This window comes from Pseudomonas glycinae (assembly GCF_001594225.2).
GTDB lineage: Bacteria > Pseudomonadota > Gammaproteobacteria > Pseudomonadales > Pseudomonadaceae > Aquipseudomonas > Aquipseudomonas glycinae.
In genome coordinates, this window is the sequence record NZ_CP014205.2 from 4,229,027 (window position 1) to 4,244,425 (window position 15,399).

At 58.2% G+C, this 15,399-nt stretch carries 13 protein-coding genes and 3 tRNA genes; all 16 read right to left on the reverse strand.

Annotated elements, in window-relative coordinates; genetic code table 11:
• Window positions 1-74: 74 nt before the first annotated feature.
• The 16 genes from AWU82_RS19255 to ftsH all read right to left on the reverse strand — a co-directional run bounded on the left by AWU82_RS19255 (window position 75) and on the right by ftsH (window position 15,305).
• Window positions 75-374 carry a DUF6388 family protein gene (locus AWU82_RS19255; RefSeq protein WP_064384138.1) on the reverse strand — a complete coding sequence of 100 codons (300 nt, stop codon included), beginning with the start codon at window positions 372-374 and terminating at the stop codon, window positions 75-77.
• 248 nt (window positions 375-622) lie between these two features.
• Window positions 623-698: transfer RNA gene (locus tag AWU82_RS19260), tRNA-Thr, on the reverse strand.
• A gap of 130 nt (window positions 699-828) precedes the next feature.
• Window positions 829-2,934, reverse strand: coding sequence for a polyribonucleotide nucleotidyltransferase (pnp, locus tag AWU82_RS19265; RefSeq protein ID WP_011332410.1), 2,106 nt, complete (start codon window positions 2,932-2,934; stop codon window positions 829-831).
• A 194-nt stretch (window positions 2,935-3,128) separates the two neighbouring features.
• A complete protein-coding gene (gene rpsO, locus AWU82_RS19270; protein ID WP_011332409.1) occupies window positions 3,129-3,398 on the reverse strand; it encodes a 30S ribosomal protein S15 in 270 nt (89 codons plus the stop codon).
• Between the two features lie 141 nt (window positions 3,399-3,539).
• The gene (truB, locus tag AWU82_RS19275) at window positions 3,540-4,457 is read right to left on the reverse strand and encodes a tRNA pseudouridine(55) synthase TruB (RefSeq protein ID WP_007953739.1); all 918 of its coding nucleotides are present in this window, start codon (window positions 4,455-4,457) and stop codon (window positions 3,540-3,542) included.
• A gap of 4 nt (window positions 4,458-4,461) precedes the next feature.
• Window positions 4,462-4,863 (reverse strand): 30S ribosome-binding factor RbfA, encoded by a 402-nt coding sequence (gene rbfA, locus AWU82_RS19280; protein ID WP_007953741.1) that lies wholly within the window; start codon window positions 4,861-4,863, stop codon window positions 4,462-4,464.
• Between the two features lie 159 nt (window positions 4,864-5,022).
• Window positions 5,023-7,539 (reverse strand): translation initiation factor IF-2, encoded by a 2,517-nt coding sequence (gene infB / locus AWU82_RS19285; RefSeq protein WP_064382584.1) that lies wholly within the window; start codon window positions 7,537-7,539, stop codon window positions 5,023-5,025.
• A gap of 27 nt (window positions 7,540-7,566) precedes the next feature.
• On the reverse strand, window positions 7,567-9,048 hold the full coding sequence (gene nusA / locus AWU82_RS19290) for a transcription termination factor NusA (RefSeq protein WP_039769175.1): 1,482 nt from the start codon (window positions 9,046-9,048) through the stop codon (window positions 7,567-7,569).
• Between the two features lie 47 nt (window positions 9,049-9,095).
• Window positions 9,096-9,554, reverse strand: coding sequence for a ribosome maturation factor RimP (gene rimP / locus AWU82_RS19295; protein WP_064384139.1), 459 nt, complete (start codon window positions 9,552-9,554; stop codon window positions 9,096-9,098).
• A 138-nt stretch (window positions 9,555-9,692) separates the two neighbouring features.
• Window positions 9,693-9,769: transfer RNA gene (locus AWU82_RS19300), tRNA-Met, on the reverse strand.
• A 97-nt stretch (window positions 9,770-9,866) separates the two neighbouring features.
• A tRNA-Leu gene (locus AWU82_RS19305) sits at window positions 9,867-9,952 on the reverse strand.
• Between the two features lie 22 nt (window positions 9,953-9,974).
• Window positions 9,975-10,358 carry a preprotein translocase subunit SecG gene (gene secG, locus AWU82_RS19310; RefSeq protein ID WP_011332406.1) on the reverse strand — a complete coding sequence of 128 codons (384 nt, stop codon included), beginning with the start codon at window positions 10,356-10,358 and terminating at the stop codon, window positions 9,975-9,977.
• Between the two features lie 4 nt (window positions 10,359-10,362).
• On the reverse strand, window positions 10,363-11,118 hold the full coding sequence (gene tpiA, locus AWU82_RS19315; protein WP_007953744.1) for a triose-phosphate isomerase: 756 nt from the start codon (window positions 11,116-11,118) through the stop codon (window positions 10,363-10,365).
• Window positions 11,119-11,183: 65 nt separating this feature from the next.
• Entirely contained in the window at window positions 11,184-12,521 is a 1,338-nt protein-coding gene (gene glmM, locus AWU82_RS19320) for a phosphoglucosamine mutase (protein WP_064382585.1), read from the reverse strand.
• A gap of 16 nt (window positions 12,522-12,537) precedes the next feature.
• Window positions 12,538-13,389 (reverse strand): dihydropteroate synthase, encoded by an 852-nt coding sequence (gene folP, locus AWU82_RS19325; protein ID WP_064382586.1) that lies wholly within the window; start codon window positions 13,387-13,389, stop codon window positions 12,538-12,540.
• 8 nt (window positions 13,390-13,397) lie between these two features.
• Window positions 13,398-15,305 (reverse strand): ATP-dependent zinc metalloprotease FtsH, encoded by a 1,908-nt coding sequence (gene ftsH / locus AWU82_RS19330; protein WP_011332403.1) that lies wholly within the window; start codon window positions 15,303-15,305, stop codon window positions 13,398-13,400.
• Between the last annotated feature and the right edge of the window lie 94 nt (window positions 15,306-15,399).

Below are 15,399 nucleotides of genomic sequence, written 5' to 3' on the forward strand. Positions count from 1 at the left end.
TGCGAGCTACAAGCTGCAAGCCAAAGCGGTTGTGCTTTTACTTGTAGCTTGCGGCTTGTAGCTGGCAGCTCTCGTCAAACGACGAGATTGTTCATCTCGCAGTATTCTTCCCACTCGACGCCCAACACTTCAGCCGCTTCCTTGTGCAGCTCCAGGCGCTTGGCCTCGAACTCTTCAGGCGTACTGGTGTACTTGAGGGTCAACTCCCACGGCTGCAGGCCCTGGGCTTCGGCTTCATCTTCGAACGCCCACTGAATCTGGTCTTTCTGATCATCGGGACTCAGGTCCTTGATCTCTTCCTTCAGATCCGGAACATCAAGGATGTATTTTCTAAGCGCTTCTTCGTGACGTTGCTCTTGAGTTAATTCGTTCATGGCGTTCTCGCTGATCATGGGAATGGAGGATGGATCTGGATCATCAAGGATCTCTCTGACGCGGACTGTCCGGCCTTCGGAACCATTCGGGATCATCTGAAAACTGCTAAGCGATGCTCATGCAGACAACGAATATAGGACGTTTGGCGAGCGAATTACACGGGACTTTACATCTCTCCCACAAAAAGTTGACCCGAGGAACATAAAACCGGATTTCGAGGGGGGAGCGAGAAAGATGAAAAGAGAAGTGGTGCCCGAGACAGGAATCGAACCTGCGACCTTCGCGTTACGAGTGCGCTGCTCTACCGGCTGAGCTACACGGGCGGTGGGCTAAACCTAGCACTGGTCTTGCAGGTCGGCAACTTCGCCGAATGACTCGATATTTCACGGACAAAAAAATGCCCCGCCGTTTTCACGGCGGGGCATCTTTCATTGCACTGGAGCTGCGGGGTGATTAAACGCCCGAAGCCTTGGCCGCTGCCACGTCTTTGATGGACAGCTTGATACGGCCGCGGTTGTCCACGTCCAGTACCAGCACTTCCACTTCCTGGCCTTCTTTCAGGATGTCGGTCACTTTCTCTACGCGAGCGTCGCTCAGCATCGAGATGTGCACCAGACCGTCCTTGCCCGGCAGGATGTTGACGAATGCGCCGAAGTCGACGATGCGTTCAACCTTGCCGACGTAGATCTTGCCGATCTCGGCCTCTGCGGTGATACCCAGAACGCGCTGACGAGCTGCTTCAGCGGCTTCCTTGGTTTCGCCGAAGATCTTGATCGAACCGTCGTCTTCGATGTCGATCGAAGCCTTGGTCTCTTCGCAGATCGCACGGATGGTCGCGCCGCCTTTACCGATGACGTCACGGATCTTGTCGGTGTCGATCTTCATCGCGATCATGGTCGGAGCGTTGGCCGACAGTTCGGTACGCGACTGGCCGATGATCTGGTTCATCTGGCCGAGGATGTTCAGGCGCGCTTCCAGGGCTTGGCCCAGAGCGATTTCCATGATCTCTTCGGTGATGCCCTTGATCTTGATGTCCATCTGCAGCGCGGTCACACCTTTGGCGGTACCGGCTACTTTGAAGTCCATGTCGCCCAAGTGGTCTTCGTCACCCAGGATGTCGGTCAGGACAGCGAATTTCTCGCCTTCTTTAACCAGACCCATGGCGATACCGGCAACCGGTGCCTTCATCGGAACACCAGCGTCCATCAGGGCCAGGGAAGCGCCGCAAACGGAAGCCATCGAGCTCGAACCGTTGGATTCGGTGATTTCCGATACCACACGGATGGTGTACGGGAACACGTCAGCGGCAGGCAGCATGGCCGAAACCGAGCGACGGGCCAGACGGCCGTGACCGATTTCGCGACGACCGGCGCCACCCATGCGACCACACTCGCCCACCGAGAACGGAGGGAAGTTGTAGTGCAGCATGAACGGGTCTTTTTTCTCGCCTTCCAGGGTGTCCAGCAGTTGTGCGTCGCGGGCAGTGCCCAGCGTCGCGACGACCAGAGCCTGGGTTTCGCCACGGGTGAACAGTGCCGAGCCGTGAGTCTTCGGCAGAACGCCGACTTCGATGTTCAGCGGACGTACGGTGCGAGTGTCGCGACCGTCGATACGTGGCTTGCCGTTGACGATGTTTTCGCGAACGGTGCGGTATTCGATTTCACCGAAAGCGGCTTTGACGTCGGCAGCCGAAGGCTGGCCTTCTTCACCGGACAGCTTGGCAACAACCTGGTCACGCAGCTCGCCCAGACGCGCATAACGGTCGGCCTTGATGGTGATGGTGTAAGCCTGAGAGATCGCTTCGCCGAACTCGGAACGGATAGCAGCCAGCAGCTCGGTGGCTTCTGGAGCAGGCGCCCAGGTCCAGGTTGGCTTGGCCGCTTCGGCAGCCAGTTCTTTAACGGCGTTGATCACGACCTGGAACTCGTCGTGAGCAAACAGTACTGCGCCCAGCATCTGGTCTTCGGTCAGCTCTTTGGCTTCCGATTCAACCATCAGCACGGCGTCCGAAGTACCGGCAACGACCATGTCCAGGCTCGAGGCAGCTTGCTGCTCGTAAGTCGGGTTCAGCAGGTAGCCGGTGCTTTCGTGGAAAGCCACGCGGGCGGCGCCGATCGGGCCGTCAAAAGGAATGCCGGAGATCGCCAGGGCAGCCGAGGTACCGATCATCGCAGCGATGTCCGGATCGGTCTTCTTGCTGGTGGAAACGACGGTGCAGACAACCTGCACTTCGTTCATGAAACCTTCAGGGAACAGTGGACGGATCGGACGGTCGATCAGTCGGGAAGTCAGGGTTTCTTTCTCGGAAGGACGGCCTTCACGCTTGAAGAAACCGCCAGGGATCTTACCGGCAGCGTAAGTCTTTTCCTGGTAGTGAACGGACAGAGGGAAGAAGCCCTTGCCCGGATCGGCTTGCTTGGCACCGACTACGGTCACCAATACGCTGACGTCGTCGTCAACGGTGACCAATACTGCGCCGGAGGCCTGACGGGCGATACGGCCAGTCTCGAGGGTAACGGTCGACTGACCGAACTGGAATTTTTTGATTACCGGGTTCACGGTGTCCTACCTTCTTTGTGGCTCTTGGGGGAACTGGTTTCTTGCGAAATTCTTGGGCAATGCCGGGAATCGGCCCGACGCCTGTCCAGGGTAAAACGTGTATCCAGATAAAACTTGAGGCTGGGAGCCTGCCGGACGCCGGCGGAAACCCGCTGACGTCTGACAGACAACCAACCTCATAGCGCAATCGCTGATTAGCGACGCAGACCCAGGCGAGCGATCAGAGCGCTGTAACGGCTCACGTCCTTGCCTTTCAGGTAGTCCAGCAGCTTGCGACGCTGGTTAACCATGCGGATCAGACCACGACGGGAGTGGTGGTCTTTACCGTTGGCCTTGAAGTGACCTTGCAGTTTGTTGATGTTGGCGGTCAGCAGTGCAACTTGCACTTCTGGCGAACCAGTGTCACCAACGGCTTGCTGGTAGTCGGCAACGATTTGAGCTTTTTCTTGAACGTCGAGAGCCATGAGGCAATCCTTTTATCAGGAAACTGTTTCAAAAACAGTTTCAACAGGCCAGGGACAAATCCCTGTATCTATAAAAGAGTAGTGACCGTGCCTGTTGACAGCCACACTCACCGGCCTGCTGTTACACAGACCGGTTTCCGGTCATTCTGACCGAATCAGTCGACGCGGCGCGATGCGCCCGTCTTCGCTCACTTCACCGATACCGATGAAGCGACCGTTGTGATCCTGTACCCGCACCATGCCGAACTTCGGAGCATCCGGGGCACGTACCGGCTGGCCGTTGAGCCAGTAGAACGCGCTCGCTTCCGAGAACTGCAGCAACGGCCAATCCTGCAGGCCGCTGTCCGATGGCATCAGGAAGCGGTCGACCGCTTCGTTGCCGCCTTCGGCATGTACCGCTTCCAGCTCTTCGAGGGTCACGGTCTGCGCCAGGGTGAAAGGCCCGGCCTGGGTACGACGCAGTTCAGCGACGTACGCACCACAACCGAGTTGCTCACCGATATCCTCCACCAGGGTGCGAATATAGGTGCCCTTGCTGCAATCCACCGCAAGACGCGCAGTATCGCCTTCGAAGGCCAGCAATTCCAAGCGCGCAATAGTAACAGAACGCGGTTCACGCTCCACTACTTCGCCTGCACGGGCCAACTTGTACAGCGGCTGGCCATCACGCTTGAGAGCCGAGTACATCGGCGGTATCTGACTGATTTGCCCGCGAAATTTCGGCAGAACCGCTTCAATGTCGGCCTGACCAACGGTCACCGGACGTTCCTGCAAAACCTCACCTTCGGCGTCTGCCGTGGTGGTGGTCTTGCCCAGTTGCGCCAGGGTTTCGTAACCCTTGTCGGAATCAAGCAGGTACTGCGAAAACTTGGTCGCCTCGCCGAAGCACAACGGCAGAACACCGGTGGCCAGAGGGTCGAGACTGCCGGTGTGACCGGCCTTTTCGGCGTTGAGCAACCAGCGAACCTTCTGCAAGGCTGCGTTGGAGGTGAACCCCAGCGGCTTGTCGAGCAGGATGATGCCGCTGACGTTACGACGGATACGTTTGACCTGAGCCACCGAGTTACTCCTTGGTGTCTTCGGGTTCTGCCGCAGCCACGTGCTGATTGTCCTCAGCCACGGCGCGCTCGATCAGGGCCGACAGGTGCGCACCCCGCACGACGCTTTCGTCGTAGTGGAAGTGCAATTGCGGCACGCTGCGCAGCTTCATTTCACGGGCCAGCTGCATGCGCAGGAAGCCGGCGGCAGCGTTGAGAACCTTGATGCTTTGCGCGATGTCTTCGGCGTTGTCCTGCCCCATCACGGTGATGAAGATCTTTGCGTGACCGACGTCACGGCTGACTTCCACAGCGGTAATGGTGACCAGGCCGACGCGCGGGTCTTTGACTTCACGACGGATCAGCTGGGCCAGCTCACGCTGCATCTGATCGCCGATACGTTGGGTACGGCTGTATTCTTTTGCCATGATTTGTTACCTGTTACTGCCCTGCGGTGAAACCCGCAAGGTCTGAAAGCGGCAAACGCCCGGCCTGACAAAAGCCAGACCGGGCGTTGCGTTTAGAGTCCTGACGCCGTGCCGCGCACTTGCATGCGGCGGCCCGACGTGGCCCTTGAAGTGCGCGAGTCAGAGGCTGCGAGCAACCTGAACCTTCTCGAAGACTTCGATCTTGTCGCCGACTTTGACGTCGTTGTAGCTCTTCACGCCGATACCGCATTCCATGCCGGCACGTACTTCGGAAGCGTCATCCTTGAAGCGGCGCAGGGATTCCAGCTCGCCTTCGAAGATAACGATGTCTTCACGCAGCACACGGATCGGACGGTTACGGTGAACAGTACCCTCGATCACCATGCAGCCGGCGATGGCGCCGAACTTAGGCGAACGGAATACGTCACGGACTTCGGCCACACCGAGGATGTTCTCGCGAACGTCGCTGCCAAGCATACCGGTCAGGGCTTTCTTGACGTCTTCGATGATGTCGTAGATCACGTTGTAGTAACGCATGTCCAGACCTTCCTGCTCGACGATCTTCCGTGCGCCGGCATCGGCACGCACGTTGAAGCCGAACAGTACAGCGTTGGAAGCCAGTGCCAGGTTGGCATCGGATTCGGTGATACCACCGACGCCGCCACCGACCACGCGCACTTGCACTTCGTCGTTGCCCAGGCCGTTCAAAGCGCCCTGCAAGGCTTCCAGCGAACCACGGACGTCGGATTTGAGGACGATGTTGAGCGTCTTCTTCTCTTCCTGACCCATGCTTTCGAAGATGTTTTCCAGCTTGCCGGCGTGAGCGCGAGCCAGTTTGACTTCGCGGAACTTGCCTTGACGGAACAGAGCCACTTCACGGGCTTTCTTCTCGTCGGCAACCACGCTCATCTCGTCGCCAGCGTCAGGCGTACCGTCCAGGCCGAGGATCTCGACCGGAATGGCCGGGCCCGCTTCCTTGATCGGCTTGCCGTTCTCGTCGAGCATGGCGCGCACGCGGCCATAGTTCGAGCCGACCAGCACCATGTCACCTTGACGCAGCGTACCGTCCTGAACCAGAACAGTCGCCACCGGGCCACGGCCCTTGTCGAGACGCGATTCAACCACGACACCACGGCCAGGAGCCGAAGGCGTGGCGGTCAGTTCGAGAACTTCAGCCTGCAGCAATACAGCTTCGAGCAGTTCGTCGACGCCGGTACCCATCTTCGCGGAAACCGGGACGAATGGAGTGTCGCCACCCCAGTCTTCAGAGGTCACGCCATGGGCCGACAGTTCGCTACGGATGCGATCGAGGTCGGCACCCGGCTTGTCAATCTTGTTCACCGCAACCACCAGCGGAACGCCGGCAGCAACAGCGTGCTGAACGGCTTCGATGGTTTGTGGCATCACGCCGTCGTCCGCCGCAACCACCAGGATCACGATGTCGGTCGCCTTGGCACCACGGGCACGCATGGCGGTAAACGCGGCGTGACCCGGGGTGTCGAGGAAGGTGACCATGCCGCGTTCGGTTTCAACGTGGTAGGCACCGATGTGCTGGGTGATACCGCCGGCTTCGCCAGCAGCTACCTTGGCACGACGGATGTAGTCGAGCAGCGAGGTCTTACCGTGGTCAACGTGGCCCATTACGGTCACGACCGGCGCACGAGGAACTGCTTCACCTTCGAACTTCAGGGACTCGGCCAGGGAATCTTCCAGGGCGGTGTCGCTGACCAGGGTCACTTTGTGGCCCAGTTCTTCGGCTACCAGTTGAGCAGTTTCCTGATCAAGCACCTGGTTGATGGTCGCTGGAGTACCCAGTTTGAACATGAACTTGATGATTTCGGCAGCCTTGACCGACATCTGCTGGGCGAGATCGCCAACAGTGATGGTTTCGCCGATCTTCACTTCACGCACGACAGGGCCGGTCGGGCTCTGGAAACCGTGAGCGTTGCGTTTTTTCAGCTTGGCCTTGCCGCGACCGCCGCGACGGAAGCCATCGCTTTCTTCGTCGGTAGTGCGTGGCGCCACACGTGGTGCCGGAGCCTTTTCCTTGACCGATGCGCGATGCGGAGCGTTTTTGCGCTCGCCATCACCACCGCCACGACGGTTGTTGTCGTCGGCACGCGGCTTGTCCGGGCGGCGCTGCTCGTCACGCTTGCGAGTGTCGGCAGCTGGGGTAGCAGCCACAACCGGCGCGGCTTCGCGCACTGGTTCGGCCACTGGCGCAGGTGCAGCGACGGCTTCGGCAGGAGCGGACGGCGCAGCAGGCTGGCGACGCGCTTCTTCTTCGGCGCGCACGCGGGCTTCTTCTTCAGCCTTCTGACGGGCAGCATTTTCTACTGCACGACGTTCATCCAGTTCACGCTTGCGCTCGGCTTCGATTTCTTCCGGGCTACGCTGTACGAAAACTTTCTTCTTGCGGACTTCAACGCTGATGCTTTTGCTGCCAGCCACACGCAGGGTGCTGGTGGTTTTACGCTGCAGCGTGATCTTGCGTGGTTCTTCCACTTTCGCCTTGTGGCTGCTTTTCAAGTGGGTCAGCAGGGATTGCTTCTCACTGTCAGTCACATTTTCTTCGGCGGCGGTGTGCGGCAGACCTGCCTCACGCATCTGCTGCAACAGGCGCTCTACCGGTGTTTTGACCTCATCGGCCAGTTGTTTCACCGTGACTTGCGTCATGCACTTCTCTCCTCAGGCCGCGCCTAATTACTCGAACCAGTGGGCTCGGGCGGCCATGATCAACTTGCCGGCACGATCTTCGTCAATGCCGTCGATGTCGAGCAGGTCGTCAATAGACTGCTCGGCCAGGTCTTCGCGGGTAATTACGCCGCGCACCGCCAGTTCCATCGCCAAATCCTTGTCCATACCCTCAAGCGAGAGCAGGTCTTCGGCCGGATGGGCGTCTGCCAGCTTTTCCTCAGTAGCGATGGCTTTGGTCAACAAACGATCCTTGGCACGAGCGCGAAGCTCGTTGACGATGTCTTCGTCAAAGCCGTCGATGTTGAGCATTTCTTCCAACGGTACGTAGGCAATCTCTTCCAGGCTGGTGAAGCCTTCGTCTACCAGCACCTGAGCCAGTTCTTCGTCGACTTCCAGCTCGTCGATGAAGTTGCGCAGGATGTCGCCGGTTTCCGCTTGCTGCTTAGCCTGGATGTCCGATTCGGTCATCACGTTCAGGGTCCAGCCAGTCAGCTGGCTCGCCAGACGCACGTTCTGACCACCACGACCGATGGCCTGAGCCAGATTGTCTGCGCCAACGGCGATGTCCATGGCATGGGCATCTTCGTCAACGATGATGGCCGCCACTTCTGCCGGCGACATGGCATTGATCACGAACTGTGCCGGGTTGTCGTCCCACAGGACGATGTCGACACGCTCGCCACCCAACTCGCCCGACACGGCCTGGACGCGCGAACCGCGCATACCGATGCACGCGCCCTGCGGGTCGATGCGTTTGTCCTTGGAGCGGACAGCGATCTTGGCACGCGAACCCGGATCACGGGATGCGGCCATGACTTCGATCAGACCTTCAGCAATTTCCGGCACTTCGATACGGAACAGCTCGATCAGCATTTCCGGCGCGGTACGCGACAGGATCAGCTGAGGACCGCGGTTCTCGGTGCGGATTTCCTTGAGCAGCGCACGCAGACGCACGCCAACACGGAAGGTTTCGCGAGAAATGATGTCTTCACGGGCCAGCAACGCTTCAGCGTTATTACCCAGGTCGACGATCACGTTGTCGCGGGTCACTTTCTTCACGGTGCCGGAGATGATTTCTCCCAGGCGCTCGCGATAAGCGTCAACCACTTGAGCGCGCTCGGCTTCGCGCACTTTCTGCACGATGACCTGCTTGGCGGTCTGAGCAGCGATACGGCCGAACTCGATGGACTCGATCTTTTCTTCAACAACGTCGCCAACCTTGGCGCCAGGGTGCGTTTCAGCAACCTTGCTCGGCCAGGTTTCGATGGCCGGATCATCGAGATCATTCTCTTCGACGACCGTCCAGCGACGGAATGTTTCGTAGGAACCGGTGTGGCGGTTGATTTCCACACGCAGATCAACTTCGTCTTCAAAACGCTTTTTGGTAGCAGTGGCCAGAGCCAGCTCCAGCGCTTCAAAAATCACGCTTGCCGGTACACCCTTTTCATTGGATACCGACTCAACAACCAGCAGTACTTCTTTGCTCATCGTACGCCTCGCCTTTCGCAAGCCATTGGATCCGCGGGATCCGCGTCTCAGTCATAACTGGGAATAATGTTGGCCTTGTCGATCATATCGATCGGCAACAGGAACTCATGGTTTTCCACCTGCACCACGACGTCCTGCTCTTCTACACCGCGCAGAAGGCCCTGAAAGTTGCGTCGTCCTTCAAAAGGCGAGCGCAGCTTGATCTTCACTTGTTCACCGACATATTTGGCAAACTGCTCAAGAGTGAACAGAGGGCGTTCCATGCCTGGCGAGGAAACTTCAAGGGTGTATTCAACGGAGATCGGATCTTCAACATCCAGCACACCGCTGATCTGACGGCTGACGATGGCACAATCGTCCACCAGTACGCCGCCTTCCTTATCGATATAAACGCGCAACATTGAGTGACGACCTTGAGCCGAAAACTCAATACCCCAGCATTCATAGCCTAGGGCCACGACCACCGGGGCCAGCAAGGCCTGCAACTCTTCTAGCTTGCTCGACACCTGAACCCCCTCGTGCATGTATGTGCATGCTATGCAAAATAAAAAAATGGGCGAAACGCCCATCCTTGAAACGCCGTCGAACAGCGGCGTTGAAAGTGTCCAGCTAACAAAAAGCCCCTTAAAAGGGGCTCCTTAAACTGGTTGCGGGGGCCGGATTTGAACCGACGACCTTCGGGTTATGAGCCCGACGAGCTACCAGACTGCTCCACCCCGCGACAAAGCTGGGGCGGAAGTATACGACCGATCCCTCATAGGGTCAATGTAACCTTCCACCTGCAAGAAAGCCCGCAACAGCGGGCTCTCCTGACTAATTGGTACCGAGAAGGGGACTCGAACCCCTACACCCTATGGGCACAACCACCTCAAGGTTGCGTGTCTACCAATTCCACCACCTCGGCAATACTACGTTTGAAACCCTTCTTACTTCTGCTCTTGAGCTGGAGGTACGTCAGTCGCTGGAGTAGCCGACTTTTGCTCTTGAAGCACCGGGACATCATCAGAAGCCGGTTGCTGCTTTGGAACTTCCAACACTGCCGGGTTTGGCAAACCTGCTTGAGTCAGCTGATGAGCCTTCTCTTTAGCAAAGTATCCTAACCCCAAGCTGGTTATGAAGAAACCGGCGGCAAGTATAGCAGTAAACTTACTAAGAAAGGTAGAGGAACCTTGGCTTCCGAACACAGTATTTGAAGCACCTGCTCCGAAAGACGCGCCAGCATCCGCACCTTTACCCTGCTGCAGCAAAACCAGAGCTACTACGCCCAATGCACCCAGCAGATGAAAAACGACTACGACTGTTTCCAGCATTTTTTCAGTTTCCCGCGGCGCGACAAATCGCACCGAACTCATCTGCATTCAGGGAAGCTCCACCAATGAGCCCCCCATCGATATCCGGCATGCCGAACAGTTCGACCGCATTGGCCGCCTTCACGCTGCCGCCGTATAGAAGCCGCACACCTCGTGCCACTTCAGAATTCTCTGCCGCCAACTGCTCGCGAATGGCTTTATGCACATCCTGAGCCTGTTGCGGCGTTGCAGTCAGCCCGGTACCAATCGCCCAGACCGGCTCGTAAGCGATCACTGCGTTGGCAAAAGCACCGACACCCAGCTCCTCGATGATACTGCCCAGCTGACGCCCGACAACCTCAAGAGTTTTTCCGGCTTCACGCTGCTCCAGGGTCTCCCCCACACACAACACCGGAATCAAGCCACATGCCTGTGCCGCTGCGAACTTGCGATTCAGCATTCCGTCTCGCTCGCCCATGATCTGGCGGCGTTCGGAGTGCCCGACAAGCACCAGGGAACAACCTGCATCCACCAACTGACTCGGCGCAATCTCGCCCGTCAACGCACCTTGCATGGATTCCACCGCAGAGTTCTGCGCACCGACCGAAATCGATTTACCTTTCAAGCCATCAATCACTTGATTGATATACAAGCAAGGCGGGAATACCGCGACATCAACACCGCTTGGCAAGGCCAGATGACGAAGGCCGTTGATCAGCTCAGCGACGCTGGCGCGGGTACCGTGCATCTTCCAGTTACCAGCTACCATAGGGCGACGCATGCTGTACCTCGTCGGTCAAAGTGGGCGCAGATGTTACCCAACACAATCATGGCTGGCAAGCCGAATCAGGCAGAAACTTCAGTTACCAGTTTTGCCAGTTCTTCGGCATACCCACGAACCTGGGTTTCGTCCTCGCCTTCGACCATTACACGCACCAAAGGCTCTGTCCCGGACTTGCGCAAAAGTACACGACCACGCCCCGCCATGGCCTGAGTTACACGCGCACTGGCTTCCTTGACAGCCGGATGCTCCAGCGGGCTATCGCCACCACCGAAACGCACGTTGATCAGCACCTGCGGGCACTTGCGCAACGCCTGGCGAGTTTGAGCAAGCCCCTCGTTACGCGTCTTCAGCGCCATCAACACCTGCAAAGCAGCGATGATCGCATCACCCGTGGTGGTGTGATTGAAGCACACGACATGCCCCGAGTTCTCGCCACCCACCAGCCAGTTACGCTCCAGCAGCTCGGCGATCACATATCGGTCGCCGACATTGGCGCGCACGAAAGGAATACCCAGATCTGCGAGCGCGAGCTCGAGCCCAAGGTTACTCATCAAGGTACCGACCACACCACCCTGCAACTTGCCTCGCTCATGCAGATCGCGCGCAATAATGAAGATCAGCTCATCGCCATCAACAATTGCCCCCGTGTGATCAACCATCAACACCCGGTCGCCGTCGCCATCGAATGCAATCCCCAGGTCAGCGTGCTCGGACAGCACCGCCGCCTGCAACTGTCCCATGTGAGTGGAGCCACAGTTGTCGTTGATATTCAGACCGTTGGGCTGCGCGGACAGAACCACAACTTCGGCACCCAGTTCACGGAATACGCTCGGCGCAACCTTGTAGGTTGCTCCGTGTGCGCAGTCGATGACGATCTTCAGGCCGGAGAAACTGGTGCCGGTCGGCACGGAGCTCTTGCAGAACTCGATATAGCGACCGGACGCATCATTAATGCGCGACACCTTGCCAATCTTGCTCGACTCGACAACGGTCATTGGCGTATCGAGCAGCTCTTCAATCATCAGCTCCAGCTCATCGGGCAACTTGGTGCCCTTGCCGGAGAAAAACTTGATGCCGTTATCGTCATGCGGATTGTGCGATGCACTGATCACGATCCCGGCCTCAGCCTGGAAGGTCCGCGACAGGTAGGCAATAGCTGGAGTCGGCATCGGGCCGAGCAGCATTACATCGGCGCCGGCAGATGTCAGGCCGGCTTCAAGTGCCGATTCGAACATGTAACCGGAAATCCGCGTGTCCTTGCCGACCAACACCTTGCAGGCGCCCATCTTGCGAAAGGCCATACCGGCAGCCCAGCCGAGCTTGAGCATGAAGTCCGGCGTGATCGGGTATTCCCCGACACGACCACGAATGCCGTCAGTACCAAAGTATTTCTTGCTCATAAGTGCCCCATCATTCTTATTCGGCTGATTCCACGGCCGCGAGCATTCGCACCACGTCCACCGTTTCCGCCACATCATGGACGCGCAATATACGCGCACCTTTCACCGACGCCAGCGCAGCCAGTGCCAAACCACCGTATAGACGCTCACCCACCGGACGATTCAATGCATGACCGATCATGCTTTTGCGCGAAACACCCACCAACAGTGGCCGCCCCAGCGCATGCAGGGCTTCCATATGCTTGAACAAGCTTAGATTGTGCTGCAGGGTTTTGGCGAAGCCGAAGCCCGGATCAAGAATGATCCGCTCGGCCGGAATACCTGCCAACTCACACTGAGTCATGCGCTCGGCGAGAAATTCGCCCACTTCCCGGGTGACATCCTGATAGCGCGGATCGTCCTGCATATCGTCAGGTTCACCGAGCATATGCATCAGGCACACGGGCAATCCCGTGGCAGCAGCAGCATCCAACGCGCCATCGCGCCTTAGCGAACGAACGTCGTTGATCAAACCAGCACCCAACCGCGCTGTTTCGCGCATGACCGCCGGAGTGGATGTATCGACCGATATGACCACATCCAGTTCGCGGTTGATCAGCTCGACGACGGGAGCGACACGCTCCAGTTCCTCCAATGGAGAAACCGCCCGCGCGCCTGGACGGGTCGACTCGCCGCCCACATCGATCAGCGTTGCACCCGCCGCAACCATGGCTTCGGCATGACGCAAGGCTGCATCGAGCTGGCTGTATCGGCCACCGTCGGAGAAAGAATCGGGAGTGACATTGAGAATGCCCATGACATGCGTCCGGGCCAAATCAAGAACCCGGTTGCCGCAAGGCAACCGGGTCAGGGACTTTACAGAAGTCATTTCAAACCTTAAACGTCGGCAGCCGGACCGCCAATCGGTGTTTCCGGGCGCTCGCCCTGAATGACAGGAGGCGTGCCAGTACCGGTACCTCCCGACCAGTCGCGAGGCTCGCGAGGTGTACGACCGGCCATGATGTCGTCGATCTGCTCGGCATCGATCGTCTCGTACTTCATCAAAGCATCCGCCATGGCATCGAGCTTGTCGCGATTGTCCGTCAGGATCTGCTTGGCGGTGCCGTAGCACTGATCGATGATGCTGCGTACTTCGGAGTCGATCAGCTTGGCTGTCTCACCAGAGAAGCTGGCATTCTGACCGCCACCACCACGACCGAGGAATACCTCACCCTCTTCTTCCGCATACATCAACGGGCCGAGTTTTTCCGACAAGCCCCATTTGGTCACCATGTTCCGCGCGATCTGACTCGCACGCATGATGTCATTAGAGGCACCAGTGGTCACACCGTCGAAGCCCAAGGTCATTTCTTCAGCGATACGGCCGCCGTACAGCGAGCAGATCTGACTGATAAGCGCACGCTTGGACAGGCTGTAACGATCTTCTTCCGGCAGGAACATCGTCACACCCAGCGCACGACCGCGCGGGATGATCGACACCTTGTAGACCGGATCATGCTCGGGCACAACGCGACCAACGATAGCGTGGCCTGCCTCGTGATAAGCGGTGTTCTGCTTTTCCTTCTCGGACATGACCATGGATTTGCGCTCGGCGCCCATCATGATCTTGTCTTTCGCCAGCTCGAACTCTTTCATTTCAACGATGCGCTTGCCGGCACGGGCAGCGAACAACGACGCTTCGTTCACCAGGTTCGCCAGATCGGCACCAGAGAAGCCCGGCGTGCCACGCGCGATGACAGCCGGAGCAACGTCGTCACCCATTGGCACCTTACGCATGTGAACCTTGAGGATCTGCTCGCGACCACGGATGTCCGGCAGGCCGACCACCACCTGACGGTCGAAACGGCCAGGACGCAGCAACGCAGGGTCCAGCACGTCAGGGCGGTTGGTCGCGGCGATGACGATGATGCCGTCATTCATTTCGAAACCGTCCATCTCGACCAGCAACTGGTTGAGAGTCTGCTCGCGCTCATCGTGACCGCCGCCCATACCGGCGCCACGATGGCGACCCACGGCGTCGATCTCGTCGATGAAGATGATGCATGGAGCGTGTTTCTTGGCTTGTTCGAACATGTCACGAACGCGGCTTGCACCGACACCGACGAACATTTCGACGAAGTCGGAACCGGAAATGGTAAAGAACGGCACTTTGGCCTCACCGGCAATCGCCTTGGCCAGCAAGGTCTTACCGGTACCGGGTGGCCCCACCATCAGCACGCCGCGAGGAATGCGACCGCCCAGGCGCTGGAACTTGCCCGGATCACGGAGGAACTCGACCAGCTCACCCACTTCTTCCTTGGCTTCATCGCAACCGGCAACGTCAGCCAAGGTGGTTTTCACCTGATCTTCGGACAGCAGACGCGCCTTGCTCTTGCCAAAGCTCATCGGCCCGCCCTTGCCGCCCGCACCGCCCTGCATCTGGCGCATGAAGAACATGAACACCGCGATGATCACCAGGATCGGGAAGCTGGCCACCAGAAGCTGGGTCCAGATGCTTTGCTGCTCAGGCTGCTTGCCTTCGACCACAACGTGGTTGTCGACCAGATCGCCGATCAGGCCATTGTCCTGAATTGCCGGACGAATGGTCTTGAAGCTGTCGCCGTCGTTGCGCTTGCCGGTAATCACGTAGCCGTCGACGGCCACGCGCTCGACCTTGCCATCCTTGACCTGCTGGATGAAGTCGGAATAGTTGAGGGTCTGCGGCTCGTTAGGGCTGGAGAAGTTGTTCATCACCGTCACCAGGACTGCCGCGATGATCAACCACAGGATCAGATTCTTTGCCATATCGTTCAATTAACTACCCTCTGAAGCAAGCTCCGCTACTGGCGCGCGCTTCGCATGATATTCACCGGCCTAACTTACTACATTACCTACAGCT